Origin of the sequence: Haloechinothrix salitolerans (genome assembly GCF_042662605.1) — a bacterium.
Classification (GTDB): Bacteria; Actinomycetota; Actinomycetes; order Mycobacteriales; family Pseudonocardiaceae; genus Haloechinothrix_A; species Haloechinothrix_A salitolerans.
The window spans coordinates 1,990,320-2,014,121 of the sequence record NZ_JBHSXX010000001.1; the positions used below are offsets into that span (position 1 = coordinate 1,990,320).

The window sequence follows — 23,802 nt, forward strand, 5'->3', positions numbered from 1 at the left end:
CCGCCCGACGCGCGTCCGTACCCTGGAAGGGTGCCCGCCGCGTTGTCTGGATTGCTCGCCGCCACCCTGCCCAGTTCCCCGCTCACCGCCGTCGTCGAGCGCGCTGGTGCGCCGGAATTGGAGCTACAGGGGCCGCCCGCCGCGCGCCAGCTCGTCGTCGCGGCGCTCGCGGCACGGCAAGGCGCCGACCGGCCGGTGCTCGCCGTCGTGGCGACCGGCCGCGAGATGGAGTTGCTGACCGCCGCGGTCGGCGACATGCTCGGCCACGACGCCGTCGCGTCGCTGCCATCCTGGGAGACGCTGCCGCACGAACGCCTCTCGCCGCGCGCCGACACCGTTGGCAAGCGCCTCGACGTCCTGCACCGGCTCGCGCAGCCGGACCACGGCGGACTGCGGGTCGTGGTCACCGCCGTGCGCAGCCTCATCCAGCCGATGGCGCCCGGTCTCGGCAAGCTGGCGCCGATCGAGTTCGTGGTCGGGGAGGACCTGGACTTCGAGGACACCCTCGCGCGGCTGGTCGACCTCGCCTACAGCCGCGTCGACATGGTGGAGAAGCGCGGCGAGTTCGCCGTGCGCGGCGGCATCATCGACGTCTTCCCGCCCACGGCCGCGCATCCCTACCGCGTCGAGTTCTTCGGGGACGAGGTCAGCGAGATCCGCACGTTCGCCGTCGCGGACCAGCGCTCGCTGCCGGAGGAGATCAACGCCGTCACCGCGCCCGCGTGCCGGGAGCTGCTGCTCACCACCGATGTCAAACAGCGCGCCGCTGACCTGCTCGCCCAGCACGAGGCCGACGCCGCACTGAGCGAGATGCTGAGCAAGCTCGCGGACGGCATCCCGTGCGAGGGCATGGAAGCGCTGATTCCGGTGCTGCTGCCGGGCAAGCTCGACCTGCTCACCGACGCCATGCCGGACGGCACGCACGTGGTGCTCGCCGACCCGGAGAAGATCCGTGCGCGGGCATCCGACTTGGTGCGCACCGGGCAGGAGTTTCTCGAGGCGTCGTGGGAGGTCGCGGGCGACGGCGGGCGCGCGCCGCTCGACCTCGGTCTGTCCGCCTACCGCGACCTCGATGAGGTGCGCAGCCACGCCACCGACACCGGCAGGGCGTGGTGGACGCTGAGCCAGCTGACCAGCGAGGGTGCCGGGGTGCTCGACGTCGGCAGCGGGGTGAACGCCGCGCCCACCTACCGGGGTGACGTCGAGCAGGCCGCGAAGGAACTGCTCGCGCACACCAGCGCGGGCGGCGCTGCGGTGCTGGTGGTGGCGGGCTCCGGTACCGCGCAGCGGGCGGTGGAACAGCTGACCGCCGCCGAGGTGCCCGCCGCGCACGTCGAGGGCTTGCCGGAAGGGCCCAAGCCCGGCGTCGTCACGGTCACCACGGGCACGGTCACCGACGGCTATGTGGTTCCCGATGCGGCGCTGGTCGTGCTGGGCGAATCGGACCTCACCGGCCGCGCCACCACGCCCGGGACGTCGGACGGCGACCTCGGCGTCAAGATGCCGTCGCGTCGGCGCAACGCCGTCGACCCACTGGCGCTCAAGGCGGGCGACTACGTCGTGCACGACCAGCACGGCATCGGCCGCTTCGTGGAGATGGTGCAGCGCACGGTGGGTGGGGCGACCCGCGAGTATCTGGTGCTGGAGTACGCGCCGTCGAAGCGTGGCCACCCTGGTGACCGGCTGTTCGTGCCTACCGACCAGCTCGACGAGGTCTCTCGCTACGTCGGCGGCGAGCTGCCCACGCTGAACAAGCTCGGCGGCTCCGACTGGAAGAACACCAAGGCCAAGGCGCGCAAGGCCGTCAAGGAGATCGCCGCCGAGCTGGTGCAGCTCTACGCGGCGCGGCAAGCGGCGCCCGGCCACGCCTTCGGTGAGGACACGCCGTGGCAGGCCGAGCTGGAGGACGCCTTCCCGTTCGTGGAGACGACCGACCAGCTCGCCGCCATCGACGAGGTCAAGGACGACATGAAGCGCGGTGTTCCGATGGACCGCGTGATCTGCGGCGATGTCGGCTACGGCAAGACCGAGATCGCGGTGCGCGCCGCGTTCAAGGCTGTCACGGCCGGCAAGCAGGTCGTCGTGCTCGTCCCGACCACGCTGCTCGCGCAGCAGCACCACAACACGTTCACCGACCGGATGGGTTCGTTCCCGGTCAACATCAAGACGTTGTCGCGGTTCACTGACCCGAACGAGTCGGAGCAGATCCTGACCGGTCTCGCGGACGGCGAGGTCGACATCGTGATCGGCACGCACCGCCTGCTCCAGACCGGCATCCGTTACAAGGATCTCGGCCTGGTCATCGTGGACGAGGAACAGCGCTTCGGCGTCGAGCACAAGGAGCACATCAAGGCGTTGCGTACGCACGTCGACGTCCTCACGATGTCCGCGACGCCGATCCCGCGCACGCTGGAGATGAGCCTTGCTGGCATCCGCGAGATGTCGACCATTCTCACCCCGCCGGAGGAGCGCCACCCGATCCTGACCTACGTCGGCGGCTACGACGACAAGCAGGTCGCCGCCGCGATCTACCGCGAGCTGCTGCGCGACGGCCAGGTGTTCTACGTGCACAACCGGGTGTCGTCGATCGAGAAGTCGGCCAGGCGCATCCGCGAGCTGGTGCCGGAGGCGCGGGTGGCCACCGCGCACGGCCAGATGAACGAGGACAAGCTAGAGAAGATCATCCAGGGCTTCTGGGAGCACGAGTACGACGTCCTGGTCTGCACGACGATCGTGGAGACCGGGCTGGACATCGCGGCGGCCAACACGCTGATCGTGGAGCGCGCCGACCTGCTCGGCCTCGCCCAGCTGCACCAGTTGCGGGGACGTGTCGGACGTCGTCGCGAGCGCGGCTACGCCTACTTCCTTTACCCGCGCGAGACGCCGTTGACCGAGACCGCGCATGACCGGCTCGCCACCATCGCGCAGAACACCGAGCTGGGCGCGGGCATGGCCGTCGCGATGAAGGATCTCGAGATCCGGGGCGCGGGCAACATCCTCGGCGCGGAGCAGTCGGGGCACATCGCCGGTGTCGGCTTCGACCTCTACGTCCGGCTGGTTGGCGAGGCGGTGAACGACTTCCGCAGGCAGGCGGGCGCGGAGCCGGTGGAGGACCATGGCCCGGCCGAGGTACGCATCGACCTGCCCGTGGATGCCCACATCCCGCACGACTACGTGCCCGGCGAGCGGCTGCGGCTTGAGGCGTACCGCAAGATCGCGGCGGCAACAGATGCCGATGGCCTCGCGACGGTTCGCGACGAGTTGGTGGACCGCTACGGTCAGCCGCCCGCCCCGGTGCTGCGGCTGCTTGATGTCGCCGCGTTCCGGCAGGTCTGCCGCGCGGCAGGCATCACAGAGGTGGCCAGCCAAGGGAACATGATCCGGTTCACGCCGCTGGAACTGGCCGACTCGCAGCAGGTGCGGCTCAAGCGGCTGTATCCGAAGGCGGTCTACAAGTCGGTGACCAACACGGTCGCGGTGCCCCGCCCCACCGAGGGTGCCGCTGGCGGGCGGATGGGTGCGCCGCCGTTGATCAACAAGGACCTGCTCGACTGGTGCACGCGATTCGTCGAGTCGATGTCGCCGGCTGCGGTAGGGAGTTGAGGCCGGATAGCCGCCTTGAGTAGGTCGTGACGCTCCTGTGCGAAACGCGACCCGCTCGTGAGCTGAGCTGGGCTTTTCGGGTGGTTGCACCCCTGCTGTGCGGATTCGTGACGCCATTCACTCACCCGCAAGGGTGAGGTGTGCTGACCAGTGGCGATCAAGCACGTATCAAGGGTTTGTGGCACGTCGATGGCGGGAGACCGGAATCGCGGTACTGGGCGCGGGCGTTGTCGTCGCGTTGGTCTTGGTGCTGCTCCAGTTCGTCGGTGACGACGGGCCAGCAGAGCAGGCTGTACGGCCCTCACCGAAACCGACGTCGAGCACGACGACCACGACGAAGTCCGCACCGAAACCGCCGCCCAAGCCGAGCCGGTGGCCTCGGGGTCTCGTCGTCAAGGTCGACAACACGTCGGCGGCCCGGCCGCACGTCGGCCTGCGGATGTCGGACCTGATCTTTGTCGAACCCGTCGAGGGCGGGCTGACCAGGATGGCCGCGGTGTACTGGGGCAAGCGCCCCCGCGTGATCGGTCCGGTACGTAGCGCGCGCGAGACCGACATCCAGATGTTGGCGCAGATGCGACGTCCGGTGCTGACGTACTCGGGCGCGGCGCCAGAACTGCACCCGGCGCTGGCCCGTGCTCCGCTCGTCAGGGCGACACCGCGAACCCAGCCCGGCGCGTTCTACCGCGTGGGTGGGCGGCCGGTCCCGCATAACCTGTTCGTCAACCCGCGACGGTTGCCGAACACCAAGCCGACGTCCTCGCCGCTCCCGTTCGGTCCCGCGCCGAAGGGTGGCAAGAAGACCAAGCGCTTCGACGTCTCCTACCGGTCGGCGTCGTACGATTTCCGCTGGTCACCGCGCGGCGACAACTGGGTGATCAGGTTGAACGGTCGCCCGCTGACGTCGGCGGGCACCGGCAGGGTGCACGCGAGCACCATCGTGGTGCAGCGGGTCAAGATCGTGCGGGGGCAGGGCATCGTCGACACAGCGGGTGACATGTCGCCGGTGGTCAAGAGCGTCGGCAAGGGCAAGGCGACCGTGCTGCGCGACGGCAAGGCATACGCCGCGAAGTGGTCCCGGCCCAACCCGAAGCGGGAGACGGTCTACCGCTTGGCACGCAACAACAAGCGTCTCCTGTTCGACCGAGGCAGGGTCTGGGTGCTGTTCGTCCCCAAGTGACCCGCGAGTTCCGGCTTCCGGCCATGCCCTTCACCGGCCGAACGGCCGCTGTGAGAAAGTACCCGATGTGATGGACCTCATCCGCCGCTTCACGCTGCTGTTCACCGTCGCGACCACCGCCATCGTCCTCGCGGGATGCGGCGACGCGCCGTCGAAGGCCAATGCCGCCGCGATCGTCGGCGACGACCGGATCTCGCTCGACTCCGTGCAGCACGAAGTCCAGTGGCTACTCGACAACGTGCCGGACATGCGGCAGTTGCAGCAGCAGGACAAGCTGTCGCTGCTGTCTCGCCACATCGTGCAGACCAGGGTGCGCCACGAGCTGATCGGCGCCGCCGCGCGGCAGGAGGGCTTGCGCGCGGACGCGGGTGAGATCGATCAGCTCCTGCAGCAGGTCGGTGGGGCGGAGCAGGCACCAAGCCAGTTCGGTGTCGAGGCCTCGCGGGTGCGCGAGTTCGCCTCGGACTATGTGCTGTTGCAGCAGTTGGCCGAGCGCAACCTTGACCGGATCTCGGTCGAGTTCGTCGGCGCGTACATCTCCGGCGAGTCGCCGGAACAGACGGCCAAGGAGAAGGCGCTCGACCTCGGCAGGAAGATCGCGGCGGAACCGGAACGAGCCAAGGAGCTGGCCCAGGAGAACGGCACCGAGGTCATCGACCAGTCGGTGACGCTGGGCGAGCTGGCGTCGGGTCAGCAGACGGCGCTGCTCGCCGCGAGCCCGCTCTTCAGCGCGGACGAGGGCACCGTCGTCGTCACGCAGCCGAGCCCGCAGCAGGGTTCGCTGTGGCTGGTCGCGCTGGTCGAGGAGCGGGAAGTCGGCGGCGGCTCCGTCGACAACTCCGACCAGCCGGTTCCGCCGCAACTGCTCGCGCAGATCGGCATTCAGCAGCTCGCGCCGTACGCCGCTGAGCAGGGCGTCGAGATCAGCCCGCGCTTCGGCGTGTGGAACCAGGCGACGGTCGCGATCGCCGAGAGCGAGGACACCGTGGCGAGCTACCTGCTGCCCACCAGGCCCACCAGTAAGCAGTGACGACCACGCCGCATCCCGGCTGCGCCGTCGTCCTGCTGCCAGCGGCCCATCCCGCGCTGCCGGTGAACGCCATTCCCACGCTTCGGGCGGCGGACGCGCTCTACGCCACGAAGGACGTCGACGAGTCCGTCGCGCTCGTCGCCGGTGCCAAACCCGTGCCGGAGCACGCCGACCTGCTCGCCGAGGCGGGTCGCGGCGCGGTGGTGCTGCTGGCCGCGAGGCGCACCGAATCCACCGCCGCCATGCTGGCCGAAGCTGGCGTGCCGGTGATCGACCCGGAGCTCCCGCCGCTGCTGCGGGCGGTCGCGGTGATGGACAGGCTGCGCTCACCGGGTGGCTGCCCGTGGGACGCCGAGCAGACCCACGACTCGCTGCGGCAGTACCTCATCGAGGAGACCTACGAGCTGCTCGACGCCATCGAGACGCGCGACCGGCCCGCGCTGCTCGAGGAGCTTGGCGACGTCTTGCTGCAGGTGCTGTTTCACGCCCGCATCGCGGCAGAGGACGATGACGAGCCGTTCGACGTCGATGACGTCGCCGAGGAGCTGGTGGACAAGCTCGTCGGACGTCATCCACACGTGTTCGCCGATGCCGAGGTCGTGCACACCGCCGAGCGGCAGCAACACCGCTGGGAGGAGCTGAAGCAGCAGGAGAAGCAGCGCGAGTCGATCGTGGACGGCGTCGCGTTCGGTCAGCCCGCGACGGCGCTCGCTGCCAAGCTCGCCTCCCGCACCGACAGGGCGAACCTGCCCGCCGAGCTGTTCCCCCAAGGGGACGACGTCGGCCAGCGATTGTTTCGCGCCGTGGCCGAGGCCAAGCGGGCTGGCGCGGAGCCGGAAGGCGAGCTACGGGAGGCAGCGAGGGCGTTCGCGGCAGACGTCAGAGCCGCTGAGGCGGCGGCGCGGGCGGATGACGTCGACCCGTCGACATTGGACGCGGCGGGCTGGCGACGGTACTGGCCTCGCTGACCGGCCTAGGAGACGACGTCCCACCTCGGACGGTAACCTGATCGAGTGACTGAACCGGCGGGCAGGCCACGCGCGAAGCGGTCCACGTCTGCCGGGAGCCGGATCGCCTACGGCAAGATCGCCGGGACCGTCGCACTACTCGCCGCCGGCGTCGTGTTGATCACGACCGTGGGCGTCACTCCGCCTGACGACGCACCGGCGGCCGATGGGACCCAGACCGCCGCCCCCATGCCGGGCGTGGCGACACCGGAATCCGCGCCACCGGCCCCGATCGACCGCCCCAATGCCTCCGACGCCGCCAGGTTGACCGCGTGGGCGAAGCGGATCGCCCGTAAGACCACGATTCCCGCCCGTGCGCTGGCCGCGTACGGGCGCACCGAGATGTGGATGCGCTCTGAGGCGCCGGACTGCCGCCTGTCATGGGCCACCGTCGCGGGAATCGCCGACGTCGCCTCCGAGCACGGCACCGTAGCGGGTGGACGTATCGACCGCGACGGTATGGCGACGACACCCATCCTCGGCCCGCTACGCGACGGCACCAACGGCATGGCGAAAGTGCCCGACACCGACGACGGCACGCTGGACGGGGCGGCGCGCTGGGACAGGGCCGTCGGGCCGCTACAGATCATGCCGAAACGCTGGCACCGGTGGCGCGCCCGCGCCACGCGTGACGGCAAGGTCCCGGACCCGCACAACATCGACGACGCCGCGCTCACCGCGGGCCGGATCCTATGTGGCACGAAGGCGGACCTCGCCCACCCGAACGGCTGGTGGCGGGCGGTGCGCGCCTACCGAGGCGGCCACGACGCCGCCGGATTCGCACGGAAGGTGTTCACCTCGGCGGATCGCTACGCCGAACTCGCCCACTGACCGCCCGACCTGCCGTGATGTGGTCGCGCCGCGACGGTAAGGTTCCGGGGCTATGAGCGAAGAAGACGGCGAGAGGGATATGGCACCCACCTACCTCGGTCTCGCGCCCTACCTCTATTACGCCGACGCGGGGGCAGCGCTCGACTGGCTGGTCCGGGTGTTCGGCTTCACCGAACGAGTCCGCTACGTCGACTCCGCGGGCAACGTCTTCCAGGCGTCGGTGCTGGCAGGGGACAACGAGGTGCAACTGGCAGGAGTTGGGGCCGACTACTGGGCGACCAAGGGCGTCGACGGGCCGGTCGGGCAACTCAACATCGTCTTCGTCGACGACGTCGACGCGCAGCACGAGAGGGTGCAGGCCGCGCTGCCGGACGTCGAGGTGTCACAGCCACAGGACCAGCCGTACGGGGCACGGGTGTTCACCATCGAGGACATCGGTGGCAACTCCTGGACGTTCTGGCAGCACGTGTCCGACACCGTCGAGCTGCCGGCGGGGTGGCGCGAGATCCGCCCAGAGTGAGTCACCGGCCGCCGTGTCGAGGGAGGTGGGTGCGGTCCCTTCCGCGTGCCTCGTACGGGTGATCTGGGTCGCCAGCTAGGCTCTCAGGGGAGTGGAACTTCGCCCACGAAGAGACCCGAGCCGTGAGGAGTGTGGCGTGGCGATCATCGATCAGGTAGGTGCGCGGGAGATTCTGGACTCGCGTGGCAACCCGACGGTCGAGGTTGAGGTGGCCCTCGACGACGGGACCCTGGCCAGGGCCGCCGTGCCGTCCGGGGCTTCCACGGGAGAGCACGAGGCGGTCGAGCTGCGCGACGGTGACCCGAAGCGCTACAACGGCAAGGGCGTTGACCGCGCCGTCGCAGGCGTGCTCGACGAGATCGGTCCCGACCTCGCCGGTACGGACGCCGTCGACCAGCGCATCGTCGACCAGAAACTGGTCGACCTCGACGGCACGCCGGACAAGTCCCGCCTCGGCGCGAACGCCATCCTCGGCGTCTCGCTCGCCGTCGCGAAGGCCGCCGCCGAGTCCGCCGAGCTTGAGCTGTTCCGCTACCTCGGTGGGCCGAACGCGCACGTGCTGCCGGTGCCCATGATGAACATCCTCAACGGCGGTGCGCACGCCGACACCGACGTCGACATCCAGGAGTTCATGATCGCGCCGATCGGCGCCGACACGTTCCGCGAGGCGCTGCGCTGGGGCGCGGAGGTCTACCACGCGCTCAAGGGCGTGCTGAAGGGCAAGGGCCTCGCCACCGGCCTCGGCGACGAGGGCGGCTTCGCGCCAAGCCTGTCCAGCAACCGCGAGGCGCTCGACCTGATCCTGCAGGCGATCGAGAAGGCCGGGTACCAGCCGGGCACCGACATCGCGCTCGCCCTCGACGTCGCGGCGACCGAGTTCTATGGCGACGGCGGTTACCGCTTCGAGGGCACGCGGCGGTCCGCCACCGACATGAGCGGCTACTACCAGGAGCTGCTCGACGCCTACCCGCTGGTCTCCATCGAGGACCCGCTGTCCGAGGACGACTGGGACGGCTGGGTCGAGCTGACCAAGGCCATCGGCGACAAGGTGCAGCTCGTCGGCGACGACCTGTTCGTCACCAACCCCGACCGCCTTGAGGACGGCATCAGCAAGGGCGCCGCGAACGCGCTGTTGGTGAAGGTCAACCAGATCGGCACGCTGTCGGAGACGTTCGACGCGATCACGCTCGCCGGGTCGTACGGCTACAAGAGCATGATCAGCCACCGCTCCGGCGAGACAGAGGACACCACGATCGCCGACCTCGCGGTGGCCACCGGCGCCGGGCAGATCAAGACCGGCGCGCCAGCCCGCAGCGAGCGGGTCGCCAAGTACAACCAGCTGCTGCGGATCGAAGAGAACCTGGCCGACGCCGCCAGGTACGCGGGTGACCTGGCCTTCCCCCGGTTCAACCCGAGCGCCTGATCGGGCATGGCCAGCAGAGGGCGTTCGCGCGACGGGAAGCGGCCGGGCGGGAGATCGCCCCGCCCTTCCCGTCGGCCCCGCCGCGTCGTCGGTGCTGGCTCGGCGCGCACGCGACTGCGGGCCAGCCTGCGGTCGAAGCGGATGGCGACCGCCGCCCGCACGCTCGGGCTGTCCACCACCCGGCGCGCCGCCATCGCCGCGCTCGTGGTGTGTGCGCTCGCCTTCACGCTGGCCGTCCCGCTTCGCACCTACCTCGCGCAGCGCGCCGAGATCGCCGAGCACACCGAACGCGCCGAAGAGCTGCGCGAGCAGGTCGCGGAGTTCGAGCGCCGTAAGGCCAAGCTGTCCGACCCCGCACAGATCGAGGCCGAGGCGCGGCGACGCCTCCGCTACGTGATGCCGGGAGAGACGCCGTACATCGTGCAGTTGCCCGGCGACGGCGAACACGGCACTGGCACTGGCGATGGCCAGGGCGACGGCTCGACGTCGACCTGGTACGAGGAGCTGTGGCGAAGCGTCACCGAGCCGCAACCGGACCCAGGCTGACGCCGTGTCCGGCGCTCCCGCACGCGTGTCCGGCGTTCTCGCACGTGTGTCCGGCGTTCTCGCACGTGTGTCCGGCACTCCCGGCGCCGTGTCCCCCGCTGCCCCGCTCGGCCGGTAGCCGACCGCGTTCCGTAACCTGCTCCCGTGCAGGACACCCGGTTCGAACCCGTCACCGAGGCCGACCGCGCCGTCGTCGCCGAGCAGCTCGGCAGGCCCCCGAGGGCCATGCGGGCGATCGCCGCGCGCTGCCCCAGCGGGCACCCCGCCGTGGTACAGACCAATCCTCGGCTGGAAAACGGCACGCCGTTCCCGACGCTGTACTACCTCACCTGCCCTAAGCTGTGCTCGCTTGTCGGCGGGCTGGAGGCGTCCGGGGTCATGCGCGAGATGACCGACCGGCTCGCAACCGACGAGGACCTCGCCGTCGCCTACCGCAAGGCGCACGAGTCGTACCTCGCCGAACGCGACGCGATCGAGTCACTAGGTCACGACGTCTCCGCTGGTGGTATGCCCACGCGCGTCAAGTGCCTGCACGTCCACCTCGCGCACCGGCTCGCGGTCGGCCCTGGCGTGAACCCCTTCGGCGACGAGACCTACGAGCTGTTGCGGGGCGACTGGCCGTCCGGCGACTGCGCGGCGTCGTGAGCGGCGTGACGCAGGCCGTACCGGCGCGGCGGATACCCTGAGTCGCATGACTCGGGTTGCCGCGATCGACTGTGGAACGAACTCCATCCGCCTGCTCGTCGCCGAGCTGATGCCGAACTACGACGGCACGCTGTTCCTGCGTGACCTGCACCGCGAGATGCGCGTTGTGCGGCTCGGCCAGGACGTCGACGCCACCGGCAGGCTCGCACCGGAGGCCATCGAGCGCACACGGCAGGCTCTCGCCGCCTACACCATCGCCGCCAGGCGCAAGGGCGCGGAGCGGGTGCGCATGGTCGCGACGTCGGCCACGCGCGACGCCAGCAACCGCGACGAGTTCTTCGACATGACCGAGCAGACCCTCGGCGTGCGGGCCGAAGTGATCAGCGGTGACACCGAGGCGCGACTGACGTTCACCGGCGCCGTCGGTGAGCAGGACCCAGACGACGGGCCGTTCCTCGTCGTCGACGTCGGCGGTGGGTCGACCGAGCTGGTGCTTGGCGAGTGGGACGGCAGGAAGGCCAACGTCCTCGCCGCGAAGTCGGTGGACATCGGATGCGTGCGGATCACCGAACGGACGCTGAAGTCCGACCCGCCCACCGCCGAGGAGATCCAGGCCGCGCGGGAGTTCGCCGCCGACGTCCTCGCCGAGGCGTTCGACGCCGTTGACGTGTCCCGCGCGAAGACCTGGATCGGGGTGGCGGGCACGGTGACCACGTTGTCCGCGGTCGCGCAGGAACTGGCGGAGTATGACGCCGAGCGCACGCACCTGTCGACGTTGACTCCGGCTGATCTGGAGCGCACGGCGGAGACGCTGCTCGCGGCGGATCACGACACCCGTGCTGCCAATCCGGTGATCCACCCGGGCAGGGTCGACGTCATCGGCGGCGGCGCGCTGATCGTGCGGGTGATCGCCGAGGAACTAGCGCGTCGCGGTGGCCCGAGCGACCTCGTGGTCAGCGAACACGACATTCTGGACGGTATCGCGCTTTCGCTGGCGGAGTGAGGTGCAGCTTGGCCTACCTTCGCCGGGCACGTTGTCCTGAGAAACGGACAATGCGGTGCTAGTCAGGCGTGAATCACGCAAGGAGCCCGGCGAAGGTGGCAGGCCGGGGCTACGTCTGGTTCGACGCCGCCCGCACGAACTCCGCGAGGTCGGACGACTGACGCAGCCGGGACGGTTCGTGCACGTACATCATGTGCCCCGCTGGGTAGTACGCCCGCGTGATGTTTTCCCGCAGCTCATCCGGGATCGCCAGATGTGCCAGCGTGTGCTCCGCGGCGAAGTACGGCGTCGCGCCGTCGGTGTAGCCGAGGCTGACGTGCAACTTGAGGTGCGGGTTCGCCCGCATCGCCGCCGAAACCTTGTCCACGGTCGAGACGAACTGGTTCTCGAACTCCTTGTATGACCACTCCTTGTGGGCGGCCATGTTGATGATCTCGTACGGCAAGTCGTTCTCGTAGCCGAGCTCGGCGCGCACGTAGTGGTTCAGCGCCGCCGTGTACGGCCCGACCATCGCCGACATCGACGGGTCGTTTGTGATCTGCTCCTTGCCGTAGTCGGTGTCCGGTCCGGTGAACCGCGAGTCGAGCCTGCCGACGACGAGCTTGCGGTCTCGCAGCAGTTCGGCGAAGAACCGAAGGTGCTCGATGCGCAGGTCGACGCGGTCGATGTACTCGTGCGACAGCCCGGTGAGGCTGGCCAGCTTCGCTACGATCTCGCGCCGTTCGTCGGCGGACAGTCGTGCGCCCCGCGCCAGTGCAAGCGGATAGTCCCGCTCGGCGAACTCCTCGGCTTCCCGGAGGACGTCGTCGAGCTCCCGGTCGCCGTGCAGTCCGTGGTAGTGCGCGACCGAGGCGTAGGTCGGCAGGAACAAGCTGTACGGCAGGTCGTTCTCGCCGTTGAAGCGGATGGTGGCGAAGTCGAGCACCGCCGAGATCAGCAGGAGCCCGTTGAGGTACATGCCGTAACGGCTCTGCAGGTGCTCGGCCAGCGCGGCCGCGCGCAGTGTGCCGTACGACTCGCCCGCCAGGAACTTCGGCGACAGCCACCGCCCATTCCGTGACGTCCACAGCCGGATGATCTCCCCGACGGACTCGATGTCGCCCGTGAAGCCGTGATAGTCCTGCGGTTTCTCGCCCTCAGCCGGCCGGGAGTAGCCGGTCGACACCGGGTCGATGAACACGAGGTCGCTGTGTCGCAGCAACGTCTCTTGGTTGTCCGTCAGTCGGTACGGGGGCGGCTCCGGCGCGTCGACGTCGCCAGCGACGACGCGACGTGGCCCTAGCAGGCCAAGGTGCAGCCACACGCTGGACGAGCCCGGCCCGCCGTTGAACGCGAACGTCACCGGTCGCTCGCCCGCGTCTGCGTCGTCGAGCGTGTAGGACGTGAGGAACACCTCAGCCTTGGGGACGTGGCCGTCGAACGTGCCGTCGGTGACGCTCTCCTTACGCAGCACCATCCGGCCGGTTCGCGCGGTGTAGCGCAGTTTCTGCCGCTTGACCGTCAACGTGTGATTGGTGGTGACGAGGTCGTCGGTCGGCGTGGGTCGGTCGTCCTTCGAGTCGGGTGCGGTCTGCTTCCCTGTTTCGTCTTCGGATGGGTTCGCCATGTCGCTCACTCTAGAACGATCACAATGGGAGCGTGGTCACACATCCTGCAGCCGTGGCGGCCCGCGCCGCTGACATCGCTCAACTCGACGCTGACGTCGTCGAGTGCACCGCGTGCCCGCGACTTGTCGAGTGGCGGGAGGAGGTCGCGCGGACGAAGCGCGCCGCGTTCGCGGACCAGACGTACTGGGGACGTCCAGTGCCAGGTTTCGGTCCCGCCGACGCATCGCTGGCCATCGTCGGCCTCGCACCCGCCGCGCATGGCGCGAACCGCACCGGGCGCATGTTCACCGGCGACCGGTCCGGCGACTTTCTCTACGGCGCGCTCCACGACGTCGGGCTTGCCTCGCAACCGACCGCGACCAGTGCCGACGACGGTCTTGAGCTGTTCGGCGTGCGCATCACCGCCCCCGTGCACTGTGCGCCGCCCGCGAACAAGCCGACGCCCGCCGAACGCGACACGTGTCGTCCCTGGCTGGCGCGCGAGCTGGAGTTGATGGCACCGACGCTGCGCGCTGTCGTCGTCCTGGGTGCCTTCGGCTGGCAGGCGCTGTTGCCGGTGCTAGCCGACGCGGGCTGGCGCATCCCCCGGCCCCGTCCGCGTTTCGGCCACGCCGCCCACCACGTCGTGTCCTGCACTCCCGCCGCTGTGTCCGACACTCAGGCCGCTGTGTCCGACACTCAGGCCGCTGTGTCCGACACTCAGGCCGCTGTGTCCGACACTCAGGCTGCTGTGTCCTGCACGCACGACACGCTCCACCTGTTCGGCTGCTTCCATCCGTCGCAGCAGAACACCTTCACCGGCAGGCTGACACGCGAAATGCTGCGGGACGTCCTCACCGACGCAGCGAAGGCAGCGTCGTTACCCGTGCGTAACGTGACGTAGGTATCCCCGCTCAGGGTCCCCACAAGCGTCGCGCTCCGTGAGGTGCGACTATGTCCGCATGGGCGCAACGAAGTCGGAACCGACCCGCATCGTCATCCTTGGTGGCGGGTATGTCGGTCTCTACACGGCGTTGGGGCTGCAGCGGATGCTGCGTGCCAACGAGGCGGCCGTGACGGTGGTCGATCCGCAGCCGCACATGACCTACCAGCCGTTTCTGCCAGAGGCGGCGGCTGGCGCTATCGAGCCGCGCCACGTCGTGGTGCCGCTGCGGCGCGCGCTCAAGCGCTGCCACGTGCTCACCGCGCGGGTGCAGAAGATCGAGCACAAGCGCAAGGTCGTCACGGTCGAGGCCGCTGATGGGCACATCGAGGAGGTCCCGTACGACCACCTCGTGTGCGCGCTCGGATCCGTCGCCCGCCTGCTGCCCATCCCGGGTCTCGCCGAGGAGGGCATCGCCTTCAAGACCATCGGCGAGGCGATCTACCTGCGTAACCACGTCATGTCGCAGATGGACCAGGCATCGAGCACCCGCGACCCCGAGATCCGCAAGCGCAAGCTGACGTTCACCGTTGTCGGCGGCGGTTTCGCGGGTATCGAGGCGCTCGCCGAGCTGGAGGACATGTCGCGGTTCGCGTGCCGCTACTACCCGAACATCGAGCCGGAGGACCTGCGCTGGGTCCTCGTCGAGGCCGCGCCGCGCATCCTGCCCGAGGTGCGCGAGACGCTGGGTGTCTACACCGTCGAGCAACTGGAGAAGCGCGGCATTGAGGTGTACTTGTCGACGCTGGCGAAGTCGTTCGAGAAGGGTCACGTCGTCCTCTCCGACGGCACCGAGTTCGACTCCGACACGATCATCTGGACCGCTGGTGTCAAGGCGAATCCGGTGCTGGCCGACTCCGACCTGCCGCTGCACAAGTCCGGCAGGGTGCAGGCGACCCCCGCGCTGCAAGTGCTGGACCACCCGGACGTCTGGGCCGCTGGCGACTGCGCCGCGATTCCGGACCTCTCGGTCACCGAGGAGGACCCGACGGCGATCTGCCCGCCCAACGCGCAGCACGCGGTGCGGCAGGCCCGACACCTCGCGAAGAACATCATTCGCGCGCTGCGTGGCAAGCCGGTCAAGGACTACAAGCACAAGAACATGGGTGCGGTCGCCAGCCTCGGCCTGCATGAGGGCGTCGCCGACACCCTCGGCATCAAGCTGAAGGGCTTCCCCGCGTGGAGCATGCACCGGATGTACCACGTCAAGGCGATGCCGACGTTCAACCGCAAGGCGCGCATCACCATGGACTGGCTGCTCGGCGGTCTGTTCAAGCGCGAGGTGATCTCCATGGGTCAGATTCACTCGCCGCACGAGGAGTTCCACCGCGCGTCGGGCAAGGTGCCGGAACGGAAGCCGGACGACTCTGCCTGACGACGTTGCGTGCTGACGACGTCGTGAGCGGGGAACACGCCGTCGGGAGTGTGGGACACGACGCGGCGAAACGCCCCACGGGTGCCTTCGTTCGCCGGAGCGCATAGGCTCGACGGTGCCCCCGTAGCCCAATCGGCAGAGGCAGTCGACTTAAAATCGATCAAGTGCGGGTTCGAGTCCCGTCGGGGGCACCAGATCAGTCGTAATCAAACCTTAGACACCGCAACCAGGTGTTGAAGCTGCAGTAAGACCCCGGCGGCGCTATGCTGCTCGATCGCCCGCGGATGGCGTTTGGAATGTTGCATGCCGTTCCGGACGTCCTTAATGGCCTATACGACGTCCACGGCGTGATCAATCCGTCCAGAATTTGGCTCCTCAAGCTTCTGGTTCAAAGATCGCCGTATGGAAAGGCACTTTCTCGGTGATGCGTACAAGACTGCGTAGGCAGTTTGTCGGTTGTTGCGGTGAACGGCAAGGGGGTGGTGTCGCAGGCGGGCACGGTGCTGCTGCGGGAGTGGGGGTGACCGGGTTGGGCTCACGAGCGGGTTCTCGGCGGCGCTGACGCGCGACGGAGCAGACGGGCCCGCTTCCGCTGCACACGCTTGTCTGGAGGCGCCCAGACCCTCTGAGGCTACTAGAGGTAGTCGAGAAGGAGTTGACAGGCTTTCTGGAATCCCTCATGCTGTCTTCTGGAACAAGGTTAAACTGGCCTTGCTGATCTGAAGGAAAATGCAGTGTCTGACATTACCGTGCCTGTTCCAGACGACAGGGTTGCCGAGTTCTACCACTTCTTCGGCCTCTGGCTTGGAGGGTCTCTCAGCCTCTCTGAGGTTACTACTCAGAAGCTTCCTGAGGGTTCAGAGCCCTCCAAGGAGCGTCGTAGGTGGACCGGTTCAGACGAAGACCGCGAGGACGCTGAGGAGCTCTGGGGCAAGCTGAACAAGCGCGCTAAGGGGTTTTACAGCCTGCTCATCGACGCGCCAGGAACCGAGTTCACCGGTAACTACATCGCCGAGAAGTTGAACATTCCTAACGGTGCGAGCGGCGTTGCCGGTGTCCTTTCATGGCCGGGGCGATACTGCTGGAACATGAACCGCCACCTGCCTTCCCAGTGGCGTGACGGCGAAGACGGCGCGCCCTCCGTCTACTGGATGGACGCCGACGTAGCGGCGTTGTTTGCCGCTGTTCGCGCTGACCTGGACGGCTAGTTAGTCACGCCTGCACTCGGATTAAGCAGTCCGTGGAATCCTGGACACCACCGAAGCGGCGCAAGTCAGGCCGAGAGGTGTCTGCCAACTGTCTGCCGAGTCGTTCGGATGGACAAGGAGCATTGATGGTCAAGCAGCCGTTCGGAGCGGCAACAGCGCATCGTCATCGGCAAGCAGGTGATCTAGTGCGGCCACCTCGGCTTTCATCACCACGGGTACGTGCCGCAGGCCGGCGATGGTCAGCGCAACGTGACTATCCGGGCGCGGAGCAGCGCCGCCTTGGCTCGCGAACCACACGGCTTGGTAGCGCGGTTGCGTCCCAGCGCGCCCAACTATCGGAAAGCTGCCAAGAATCGCCAGGGCATTGAGTCCCGCGGCTCCTAGGTTCCCCTCGACGTACTGGTATATGGGCCACTGCCCATGCTCCCAAAGGCATCCCACAACATTTCGAGCAGGACACGTTGCTCTTCAGAGGGCTCGGCGAGGAGCGGGTTCGTCATGTGCTGGTCCACCGTGTTCCCTCCGGGAGCGAGCGTGTGAAGCCGCCAGTATGTCCGTTCGGCTGTCTACCCTTTGGCCTATGGCATCACGATGGTTATACCGGTGTGCAGGCGGCACGCCGTATGCGTGGACGACCGATGATAAGTGGTTCTGGCTGGTGGATGGCGGTTCATGCTGGACGTGGCGGCAGCGTGAGTGGTTCTACGATGCGACAACTGGCCAGCCTATCGGCTGGTTGCACAAAGACACGCTGTACGACCAGCGCACCGGACGGCCGCTGTACTATTTCGCCTGAGTTTGACGTGACGCCTCCGTGATCATGTCGTCAGTCGGGGCGCTGACGTGGATTGCCGGAATAGGACCACGGCTAGCGCGGCGCGCCGTTGCACTGGGACCGCACGTGGTGCCATACGACGATGTCGAGCACCCGTAGCGCCGACAGAGGGCGACCATCCGGCGTGAGCCGCCCATCAGCGAGGTCAGCGAGCAGGGCACGGTTGGTCTGCATATCCGCATGCAGCGTGGCGTAGAAACGTGCCGGGTTTCTCGGCACGCCATAGAACGCGCGGACGTGCGAGTCGTACACCGGCACGAGCTGGGGGCGCAGTCGATGCAGCACCTTCGAGACGGTGACCGCTGTCCAGTTGTCGACGGCCTCCGTGTGCCAATTCGCGTTACGTACTAACCGAAATGGTGGCTCATCGATCGACGGCATCTCAGCGAACACCTCTGAACCATCTGTCTCATCAAGCACGCGCTGCATGCTCGCTCGCAACGCGGCAGGGGCGCCGTTGCCACCTTGGAACAGAGGGATTACCTCGTTATGGGTGAGCCGCAAGCTGAGCAAGTTGGCGGCGAAGCAGTCCAACGGGGTCAGCTGACCGGAGAAGCCGTACAACTGGTCGTAGGTGTGGAAGGCATAACCTGCCGCGCGGTCCATGAACGTCTCCACGTGCGCGGCGGCGCATCGGCGGAGGTCGGCGAACGATCCCATGCCCGTTACCGTCGAGGCTTCAGGGCGTGCCGTTACAGCTCGGAGGTTCTGAACGAAGCTATCCCTGCCCCAACCACCGCGCCGTCCGTCGCAGCGCCAGCACATGGCCCCCTGTCAGAATGCACGCCAGCTCCATCCCCATCGCCATTCCATGCCGACAGTGGTACTGCGTCGTCTCACCGTGTTGTTCGGCTTCTTCGGCCATCATTCGCTCGAACTGCTGGTGTTTGCGGTCGAAGAACACGGACCAGCGGGCCAGGGCTTCGCCAGCCACGTACGGCGCGGCAGCGGTCACTGCGACTGCCAGCCGTGCCCGGTGCACCGTCCGCGCGCTCCTGTTTGTCGGTACGCGAGCAGCCTCATACCCGGCCCGCGCCACCCGCAGCGCGGTCGGCGTGACGAGGTCACTGGGCGTCACGCGGGCGGGTGTCGGCGTGGGAAGGCTGTGGCGCTCGTTTGTCATGGCGTCCTTTCATCAGGTGTGCGTGCCGTGGATGCGGCGTTCGACTCGCTCGTGGCGCCGGAGGTGCCGGGTGCCCGCGCTTGGAGGTCGTGCAGCACCTGGTCGCGTTCGGTGCGGTCGTCGCTAGACAAGGCGGCCAGGATGGCCTGCCACCGTTCCGTAGCCAGAACCACCGCGGCGTCGCCAATGAGCTGCTGCGCCGCGTGCAGTCGCTTGTGCTCGGTGCGGCGCGTCAGCGCCGTGTGCTCCGAGGCCACGTTGGCCAGGATTTCGCGCAGCCGTGCCGCGGCGGCGGCGGTGATGGTCACCGGCTCGTCCTCGTTGACGCCAATGGCTATCACGCAGTCGTCGGGATCCCCGGTCAGCGTGAGCAGGCCGCATCGGATCGGCACGGGATACGGCTCCGCCGAGCGGAGGTGGTGGCCGTAAACCTCGAAGTCCGTGGGCCAGTCGTAGCCGTCATCGTGTCGCATCATCACCCTCGCTGAGTCGTCGGTACCGCCCGTGTGCCAGTCCGCTCTGGTTCCCGGTTGCACGCGGTGGCAGGGTTTTCGGCAGTTCGTCGGTGACGAAGTCGCCGTCCTGGGTCGCAGGTCGGCCAGTAGCCTGCCCGACCCTGTTGGTCGCGCGCGGCGGCCCACCGCACTTCGCCGTCCCTGAACTCCTGGACGAACCGCTCGGCGTCGATGCGCTGGATAATCTCCGCCACCGTGGTCCTGGGCGCTGTCGGCCGCCGCTGCGCTCGCCGTGCTCGAAGCTGCTGGACGAGTTCGCTCGCCCCGAGCCCGAGTGCCCACAACACGGGTGCTGCCAGGATCGCCAGCACATAGACCAGGGCAGCGTTCATGGCTCACGGTGGTGTTGTCGATGTGGTGTCGCAGATTCCCCAGGAATGTCGTGGCGCTGTGCAGCGGGCACGGTGCTCTCGCAGCACGGCCGCGTGGCACCGGGACGGTGGCTGGTGCGAGGCGAGTGGCGCTCAAGCCGGAGCGATGCTGTCGTACTCGGGCGCGGGCTTGTGGGGCACGCAGATGCTGCCGGGCGGGACTGCCGCACCGGCGTCGCGGCCCTGCTCGATGACCTTCAGCAAGCTGGTGACGTGGTCCTCAAACCGGGCGTGCCCGAACGGCGTGCGCTGGACCCACATGCACTGGTAGGCACCCCGGGTGGTGTGTACGTAGCCGGCTTTGCGTAGCCGGGTGACTTGGCGCGACATCGCGGAGGGTTGAGCACCGACCATCTCGCACAGCCAGCCGAAGCGGTAGTAGCAGTCGGTGACGAGCTCGGCCATGAGCAGCAGCCGCGTCGGGTTGAGCAGCAGCGGATCGAAGTCCGGGCCGATCCAGGGAATGCCCATGATCTCAGTGCGGGAGCGGATTAGTTCCGGCGTCGGGGCGGTGGTCATGACTGGCCTTTCTGGATATGTGTCGGTGGGTCGGGGATTTCGTAGTGGGCTGGCGGGTCACGGCCGATGCTTTCCGATCTGGCGAATGCGTTCCCGGGTCACGCCTGCCGCGTAGCCGATGTCGTCGAGCGGCAGGCCGAGGGCGACGGCGTGGCGGATGGCTTCGTTACGTGTGGTGCGGTCGCGGTCGCGGCTGTGTGTGCGGACGGCGTCCAACGCGGCTGCTGCACTGGTGCAGGGCCACGCCGTATCGCAGGTGGTACAGGTGTGATGTCCACCGATTCGGCGCGACCGATGCTGTTCTGTTGCTTGCATGCGGTTTCCGTTTCTGCTGGTCGGCATGGTGGGAGCGGCGTCCCTCATGGCGGTGGTGACGGGTCGATTCCGGTGTCGGCTGACCCGTCGGCAGGCTCGGTCGGCTTGCCAGGGATCATCAGTCCGCCTGCGTGGGTGCGCAGTAGCTCGGCCAGCTCCGTCAGCAGGTCGGCGAACTCGCGCTGCCGCTGCGGGCTCATGCGGCCTTCCAGCAGCGCCAGCGCCACGTCCGGCACCTTGCCGTTGATGGCCGCCAGCGCGGAGAGCAGCGCCTTGGTGTCCGGCTCCAGGACGGGCGACTCGTCTGCCGACATCTACGACGCCCAGGCGGAGTCGTCGCGGTCGTCGTCGGCGCTGTCCGCAGCCGTCCGGCGACACGCAGCCGGTGCCGCCTCGTTCTTGATGAACAGCGTCGCGCCGGTGCGGTGCAGTTCGGAGCGCAGCCGCGTGGCCACGGTGTTCACCGTCGAGAGGTGGCTACGGTCCAGCACGAGCAAGGTGCCGTTGTCGGGCAGATGGAGGGCGGCGAGGGCGGCTGTGAAGCCAGGTCGGATGAGCGCGTCCGGGGCTACGCCGAGGTCGCGGAAGACCGCACCAAGCTGCCAACCGTCGTGTTCACACCAGGCGACGAGGTCGGCTTCATGCGCGGCGGCGAGCGACGGGCTGTGATCGGTGGTGCGCACATAGCCGTAGACGACCGGGGACGCGTCGGCGAGCTGTGCGCTGCGGGTGTCTGGTTCAGCCGTCATGGCTAGAACGCCTCCCGCAGCCGGAAGGCCAGGCGCACCTGGTCACACGGCCACGGTTCCCGGCACGACCGGCAGACGGTTAGCACCGCATCGCCGTGTTCGTCCGGCACGTGGAAGACGAACGCCATGACAACCAGCCCGTACAGCCGGGCTGGGTCCGGCAGCCGCGGTTCCGGGGTGTTCGCTTGCTCAAGGGCATTACGGCCGCGATACCAGGCGCGCGGTACGGCGAGGGGCTGTCGCTCGGTGGTGAGTTGGGTAGGCATTGGCTCTCGGTCTCCGTCTCATCCGGGGGTGCAACTTTCCGTGGGTGGCACCCAGCGCCGGGGCAGCCGTCGCAGCAAGACGCACGCCGGGGCGGACCCATGCGGGAGGTCGCGTGCGGCGCGACCGGGCTGGCTATCCGGCGCTGGGTGCCTGGAAGCAAGGTTTGCGCAAGTGAGGCGGCGCGATCATGACGAATGCCGCGTGCGCGATATGCATGGAACGCATATGCCGTATGCGCCCGAACACGTATCGTGATGGTGTTCATGCTCGACGTCGACGTCGGAAGATGGTGAGGCTGGCCTGTGGGGACGCGTCCGCCTGTTCGTTACTGCCGTTGTGGCGCCCGCCTGGCTCGTGACAACCCGGACCGACTCTGCGGCGCCTGCACGCGGCAAGCCCGAAATGTGCTGGTCAGCGCCCCGTCGGTGCCGCCCGAATTCTGGCAAACCGACCAGATGCAAGACGCCTTGGCCGCCTGGCACATCGGCCGGGTCATCCAGGCCTACCGGCTGCATCCGTGGCACGGCCAGCCCATCCCGCAGGGCGTGGTGGCAAGCTGGGTCGGCCTCACCCAGACCCAGCTCAGCCGGATCGAAAACGGCCCTGCCGTACAGGACCTTGCCAAGCTCATACAGTGGGCGCGTGTCCTGCGCATTCCACCAGAGCTGCTGTGGTTCAAGCTGCCGGGCCGCCCAGCAGCGCGTGCCGAGCCTGCGACCACCAGCCAGCAGCCCGCCCTGGCGGCAGCGGCTGGCGAGTCGCTGGAGGATGACGTGAACCGCCGCGACGTCCTCCGACTACTCAGCTTGGCGAACACACTGCTCGCCCTGCCAGTCACCGACGAGGCGCTCGACGTCGACCGGCTCGGTCACGCCGCCACCCGACCACGTCACGTCGATACGTGCACCTTGGACGAATACGCTCGGCTCAATGCCCGGCTTTGGCAGGTGTTCGCGGACGCCAAGGCCAAGCGCCTGGCGCTGCCGATGGTGCGCCAGCAGCTCGAGGTGCTGACGACCAGCTTGCAGCAGACCCATACTTCCGCTGTCCGCCGTCGCTTGTGCGAGCTGGCCGCCGATCTGTTCCAGCTCTGTGGGGAAATCTTCTTCGACAGCGACCGGTACACCGACGCCGCGAACTGTTACTCGCTCGCCGCGAACACCAGCAAGGAAGCCGCCGCCTACGACCTCTGGGCCTGCGCCATGACCCGCCAGGCCTACATAGGCGTGTACGAGCGCCAGTTCGACCGAGCGGCACCGTTGTTGTCGGGCGCGGCCACGCTTGCGCAAAAGGGCGACAGCGGCTTGTCGACGCGGTACTGGGTGGCGGCGGTGCAGGCACAGACCTTTGCCGGACTCGGGCAGCTCTCAGCTTGCCAACGCGCATTGGAGACAGCGGAGCAGGTCACACAGCTCAAGGGCACCGTGCATACCGATGGTTGGCTGCGCTTCGAAGGTTCCCGGCTGGCAGAGGAACGAGGTAGCTGCTTCGTCGAACTGGGTCGCCCGGAGCTGGCCGAACCGGCGCTGGTGCAGGCGCTCAGCAGAACGACGTCCACCCGCCGGCGTGGAAGCGTGCTGGCCGACCTGGCCATGGTCGGCGCCCAGCGCGGGGATTCCGAACAGCTGGTGATGTATGCCGATGCCGCGCTCGATGTCGCTAGACAGACCAACTCGGTCGGCTATCTCGGCCGAAAGCTCAAGACCTTGAAGCCACAGCTCAAGCCGTTCCTCGCGGATCGTCACGTCCGCACGCTCGACCGGCAGATAACCAGCCTGACCACCATGTCCGCCACCAACCCGAACAAGGAGTAAGCACGGTGTCGAATGAGCCCGGCCGCATCTTCCGCGAAGCCTGGATCGAAGGCGTCAAGCGCCATTACCTCGGCGAACCCAAGCCCAGCTACATCACGCCGTGGGACCAAACGCCGGATTGGGAGCGTGAGAGCGCCGCGGCTGTCTACGAGCAGGTGCGGGCGTTCATCGAAGTGACCGGCGGCAAGACGGCCAAGTTGACCCGCGAGCAGAAAGGTCGTTTCGTGGCGCTGTGCTGGATTGGGCAGATCTACAAGCACTTCGAGGACCCCAAGCCTGCTTACGTGGCGGACTGGGACGCGCTGCCGGAGTGGCAGCAGGAGACGGACGCGGACATCTTTGAGCGGATCGAGCGACTAGCTTACTAAAGAAGTCAGCAGGGCTTGGGTGAGTA

26 protein-coding genes and 1 tRNA gene are annotated in these 23,802 nt (G+C 68.0%); 17 read left to right on the top strand and 10 right to left on the bottom strand.

Going from position 1 to position 23,802, the window contains the following annotated elements; translation table 11 throughout:
• Positions 1-42 precede the first annotated feature (42 nt).
• The 10 genes from mfd to ACFQGD_RS09425 all read left to right on the top strand — a co-directional run bounded on the left by mfd (position 43) and on the right by ACFQGD_RS09425 (position 11,788).
• On the top strand, positions 43-3,603 hold the full coding sequence (gene mfd / locus ACFQGD_RS09380; RefSeq protein ID WP_345403484.1) for a transcription-repair coupling factor: 3,561 nt from the start codon (positions 43-45) through the stop codon (positions 3,601-3,603).
• 178 nt (positions 3,604-3,781) lie between these two features.
• The gene (locus ACFQGD_RS09385; RefSeq protein ID WP_345403365.1) at positions 3,782-4,783 is read left to right on the top strand and encodes a DUF3048 domain-containing protein; all 1,002 of its coding nucleotides are present in this window, start codon (positions 3,782-3,784) and stop codon (positions 4,781-4,783) included.
• A 70-nt stretch (positions 4,784-4,853) separates the two neighbouring features.
• Positions 4,854-5,813, top strand: coding sequence for a SurA N-terminal domain-containing protein (locus tag ACFQGD_RS09390; protein WP_345403487.1), 960 nt, complete (start codon positions 4,854-4,856; stop codon positions 5,811-5,813).
• Positions 5,810-6,781: a nucleoside triphosphate pyrophosphohydrolase gene (locus ACFQGD_RS09395; RefSeq protein ID WP_345403368.1), complete on the top strand. Its 972-nt coding sequence runs from the start codon at positions 5,810-5,812 to the stop codon at positions 6,779-6,781. The genes ACFQGD_RS09390 and ACFQGD_RS09395 overlap by 4 nt, the downstream gene beginning before the upstream one ends.
• A gap of 45 nt (positions 6,782-6,826) precedes the next feature.
• The gene (locus tag ACFQGD_RS09400; protein WP_345403371.1) at positions 6,827-7,651 is read left to right on the top strand and encodes a lysozyme family protein; all 825 of its coding nucleotides are present in this window, start codon (positions 6,827-6,829) and stop codon (positions 7,649-7,651) included.
• A gap of 52 nt (positions 7,652-7,703) precedes the next feature.
• Positions 7,704-8,171, top strand: coding sequence for a VOC family protein (locus ACFQGD_RS09405; protein WP_345403374.1), 468 nt, complete (start codon positions 7,704-7,706; stop codon positions 8,169-8,171).
• A 136-nt stretch (positions 8,172-8,307) separates the two neighbouring features.
• The gene (gene eno, locus ACFQGD_RS09410) at positions 8,308-9,594 is read left to right on the top strand and encodes a phosphopyruvate hydratase (RefSeq protein WP_345403377.1); all 1,287 of its coding nucleotides are present in this window, start codon (positions 8,308-8,310) and stop codon (positions 9,592-9,594) included.
• Positions 9,595-9,735: 141 nt separating this feature from the next.
• The gene (locus tag ACFQGD_RS09415) at positions 9,736-10,140 is read left to right on the top strand and encodes an FtsB family cell division protein (RefSeq protein WP_390183626.1); all 405 of its coding nucleotides are present in this window, start codon (positions 9,736-9,738) and stop codon (positions 10,138-10,140) included.
• Between the two features lie 144 nt (positions 10,141-10,284).
• The gene (locus ACFQGD_RS09420; RefSeq protein WP_345403383.1) at positions 10,285-10,785 is read left to right on the top strand and encodes a DUF501 domain-containing protein; all 501 of its coding nucleotides are present in this window, start codon (positions 10,285-10,287) and stop codon (positions 10,783-10,785) included.
• A 46-nt stretch (positions 10,786-10,831) separates the two neighbouring features.
• Positions 10,832-11,788, top strand: a complete 957-nt coding sequence (locus ACFQGD_RS09425) for a Ppx/GppA phosphatase family protein (RefSeq protein WP_345403386.1) — start codon at positions 10,832-10,834, stop codon at positions 11,786-11,788.
• Between the two features lie 109 nt (positions 11,789-11,897).
• Here the strand turns inward: ACFQGD_RS09425 and ACFQGD_RS09430 are convergent, their stop codons facing one another.
• The gene (locus tag ACFQGD_RS09430) at positions 11,898-13,394 is read right to left on the bottom strand and encodes a S10 family peptidase (RefSeq protein ID WP_345403389.1); all 1,497 of its coding nucleotides are present in this window, start codon (positions 13,392-13,394) and stop codon (positions 11,898-11,900) included.
• A gap of 32 nt (positions 13,395-13,426) precedes the next feature.
• Between ACFQGD_RS09430 and ACFQGD_RS09435 the strand changes: the two genes are divergently transcribed.
• The 5 genes from ACFQGD_RS09435 (at position 13,427) to ACFQGD_RS09455 (ending at position 17,696) form a co-directional block, all read left to right on the top strand.
• A complete protein-coding gene (locus tag ACFQGD_RS09435; RefSeq protein ID WP_345403392.1) occupies positions 13,427-14,278 on the top strand; it encodes a uracil-DNA glycosylase in 852 nt (283 codons plus the stop codon).
• Between the two features lie 58 nt (positions 14,279-14,336).
• Positions 14,337-15,692 (top strand): NAD(P)/FAD-dependent oxidoreductase, encoded by a 1,356-nt coding sequence (locus ACFQGD_RS09440; RefSeq protein WP_345403395.1) that lies wholly within the window; start codon positions 14,337-14,339, stop codon positions 15,690-15,692.
• 117 nt (positions 15,693-15,809) lie between these two features.
• Positions 15,810-15,886: transfer RNA gene (locus ACFQGD_RS09445), tRNA-Leu, on the top strand.
• A 540-nt stretch (positions 15,887-16,426) separates the two neighbouring features.
• Positions 16,427-16,900, top strand: coding sequence for a DUF6416 domain-containing protein (locus ACFQGD_RS09450; protein ID WP_345403398.1), 474 nt, complete (start codon positions 16,427-16,429; stop codon positions 16,898-16,900).
• Between the two features lie 580 nt (positions 16,901-17,480).
• Entirely contained in the window at positions 17,481-17,696 is a 216-nt protein-coding gene (locus ACFQGD_RS09455; RefSeq protein ID WP_345403401.1) for a hypothetical protein, read from the top strand.
• Positions 17,697-17,768: 72 nt separating this feature from the next.
• Here ACFQGD_RS09455 and ACFQGD_RS09460 read toward each other — a convergent pair whose 3' ends face one another.
• From ACFQGD_RS09460 to ACFQGD_RS09500, 9 genes are all read right to left on the bottom strand, one after another.
• Positions 17,769-18,395, bottom strand: a complete 627-nt coding sequence (locus ACFQGD_RS09460) for a DUF6308 family protein (RefSeq protein ID WP_345403404.1) — start codon at positions 18,393-18,395, stop codon at positions 17,769-17,771.
• Between the two features lie 58 nt (positions 18,396-18,453).
• The gene (locus ACFQGD_RS09465; RefSeq protein WP_345403407.1) at positions 18,454-18,858 is read right to left on the bottom strand and encodes a hypothetical protein; all 405 of its coding nucleotides are present in this window, start codon (positions 18,856-18,858) and stop codon (positions 18,454-18,456) included.
• The gene (locus ACFQGD_RS09470; RefSeq protein WP_345403409.1) at positions 18,855-19,334 is read right to left on the bottom strand and encodes a hypothetical protein; all 480 of its coding nucleotides are present in this window, start codon (positions 19,332-19,334) and stop codon (positions 18,855-18,857) included. Before ACFQGD_RS09470 ends, ACFQGD_RS09465 begins: the two co-directional genes overlap by 4 nt.
• A complete protein-coding gene (locus ACFQGD_RS09475; RefSeq protein WP_345403412.1) occupies positions 19,334-19,705 on the bottom strand; it encodes a hypothetical protein in 372 nt (123 codons plus the stop codon). The genes ACFQGD_RS09470 and ACFQGD_RS09475 overlap by 1 nt, the downstream gene beginning before the upstream one ends.
• 132 nt (positions 19,706-19,837) lie before the next feature.
• Positions 19,838-20,263 carry a transcriptional regulator gene (locus ACFQGD_RS09480; protein WP_345403415.1) on the bottom strand — a complete coding sequence of 142 codons (426 nt, stop codon included), beginning with the start codon at positions 20,261-20,263 and terminating at the stop codon, positions 19,838-19,840.
• Between the two features lie 57 nt (positions 20,264-20,320).
• The gene (locus ACFQGD_RS09485; protein ID WP_390221030.1) at positions 20,321-20,479 is read right to left on the bottom strand and encodes a hypothetical protein; all 159 of its coding nucleotides are present in this window, start codon (positions 20,477-20,479) and stop codon (positions 20,321-20,323) included.
• Positions 20,480-20,622: 143 nt separating this feature from the next.
• Entirely contained in the window at positions 20,623-20,892 is a 270-nt protein-coding gene (locus ACFQGD_RS09490) for a hypothetical protein (protein WP_345403421.1), read from the bottom strand.
• Positions 20,893-21,327 (bottom strand): recombinase family protein, encoded by a 435-nt coding sequence (locus ACFQGD_RS09495; RefSeq protein WP_345403424.1) that lies wholly within the window; start codon positions 21,325-21,327, stop codon positions 20,893-20,895.
• 2 nt (positions 21,328-21,329) lie between these two features.
• Positions 21,330-21,593 (bottom strand): hypothetical protein, encoded by a 264-nt coding sequence (locus ACFQGD_RS09500; protein ID WP_345403427.1) that lies wholly within the window; start codon positions 21,591-21,593, stop codon positions 21,330-21,332.
• A 405-nt stretch (positions 21,594-21,998) separates the two neighbouring features.
• Here ACFQGD_RS09500 and ACFQGD_RS09505 point away from each other — a divergent pair, with 405 nt between their 5' ends.
• Positions 21,999-23,408: a helix-turn-helix domain-containing protein gene (locus ACFQGD_RS09505; RefSeq protein WP_345403430.1), complete on the top strand. Its 1,410-nt coding sequence runs from the start codon at positions 21,999-22,001 to the stop codon at positions 23,406-23,408.
• A 5-nt stretch (positions 23,409-23,413) separates the two neighbouring features.
• Positions 23,414-23,776, top strand: coding sequence for a hypothetical protein (locus ACFQGD_RS09510; protein ID WP_345403433.1), 363 nt, complete (start codon positions 23,414-23,416; stop codon positions 23,774-23,776).
• Positions 23,777-23,802 lie beyond the last annotated feature (26 nt).

Coding starts and splice junctions, on each gene's coding strand:
- ACFQGD_RS09425 (WP_345403386.1), top strand. CDS start 10,832: ATGACTCGGGTTGCCGCGATCGACTGTGGAACGAACTCCATCCGCCTG.
- ACFQGD_RS09470 (WP_345403409.1), bottom strand. CDS start 19,334: ATGATGCGACACGATGACGGCTACGACTGGCCCACGGACTTCGAGGTT.
- ACFQGD_RS09415 (WP_390183626.1), top strand. CDS start 9,736: ATGGCGACCGCCGCCCGCACGCTCGGGCTGTCCACCACCCGGCGCGCC.
- ACFQGD_RS09465 (WP_345403407.1), bottom strand. CDS start 18,858: ATGACAAACGAGCGCCACAGCCTTCCCACGCCGACACCCGCCCGCGTG.
- ACFQGD_RS09460 (WP_345403404.1), bottom strand. CDS start 18,395: ATGGGATCGTTCGCCGACCTCCGCCGATGCGCCGCCGCGCACGTGGAG.
- ACFQGD_RS09500 (WP_345403427.1), bottom strand. CDS start 21,593: ATGCCTACCCAACTCACCACCGAGCGACAGCCCCTCGCCGTACCGCGC.
- ACFQGD_RS09480 (WP_345403415.1), bottom strand. CDS start 20,263: ATGACCACCGCCCCGACGCCGGAACTAATCCGCTCCCGCACTGAGATC.
- ACFQGD_RS09495 (WP_345403424.1), bottom strand. CDS start 21,327: ATGACGGCTGAACCAGACACCCGCAGCGCACAGCTCGCCGACGCGTCC.
- ACFQGD_RS09455 (WP_345403401.1), top strand. CDS start 17,481: ATGGCATCACGATGGTTATACCGGTGTGCAGGCGGCACGCCGTATGCG.
- ACFQGD_RS09475 (WP_345403412.1), bottom strand. CDS start 19,705: ATGAACGCTGCCCTGGTCTATGTGCTGGCGATCCTGGCAGCACCCGTG.
- ACFQGD_RS09440 (WP_345403395.1), top strand. CDS start 14,337: ATGGGCGCAACGAAGTCGGAACCGACCCGCATCGTCATCCTTGGTGGC.
- ACFQGD_RS09405 (WP_345403374.1), top strand. CDS start 7,704: ATGAGCGAAGAAGACGGCGAGAGGGATATGGCACCCACCTACCTCGGT.
- ACFQGD_RS09390 (WP_345403487.1), top strand. CDS start 4,854: ATGGACCTCATCCGCCGCTTCACGCTGCTGTTCACCGTCGCGACCACC.
- ACFQGD_RS09430 (WP_345403389.1), bottom strand. CDS start 13,394: ATGGCGAACCCATCCGAAGACGAAACAGGGAAGCAGACCGCACCCGAC.
- ACFQGD_RS09490 (WP_345403421.1), bottom strand. CDS start 20,892: ATGTCGGCAGACGAGTCGCCCGTCCTGGAGCCGGACACCAAGGCGCTG.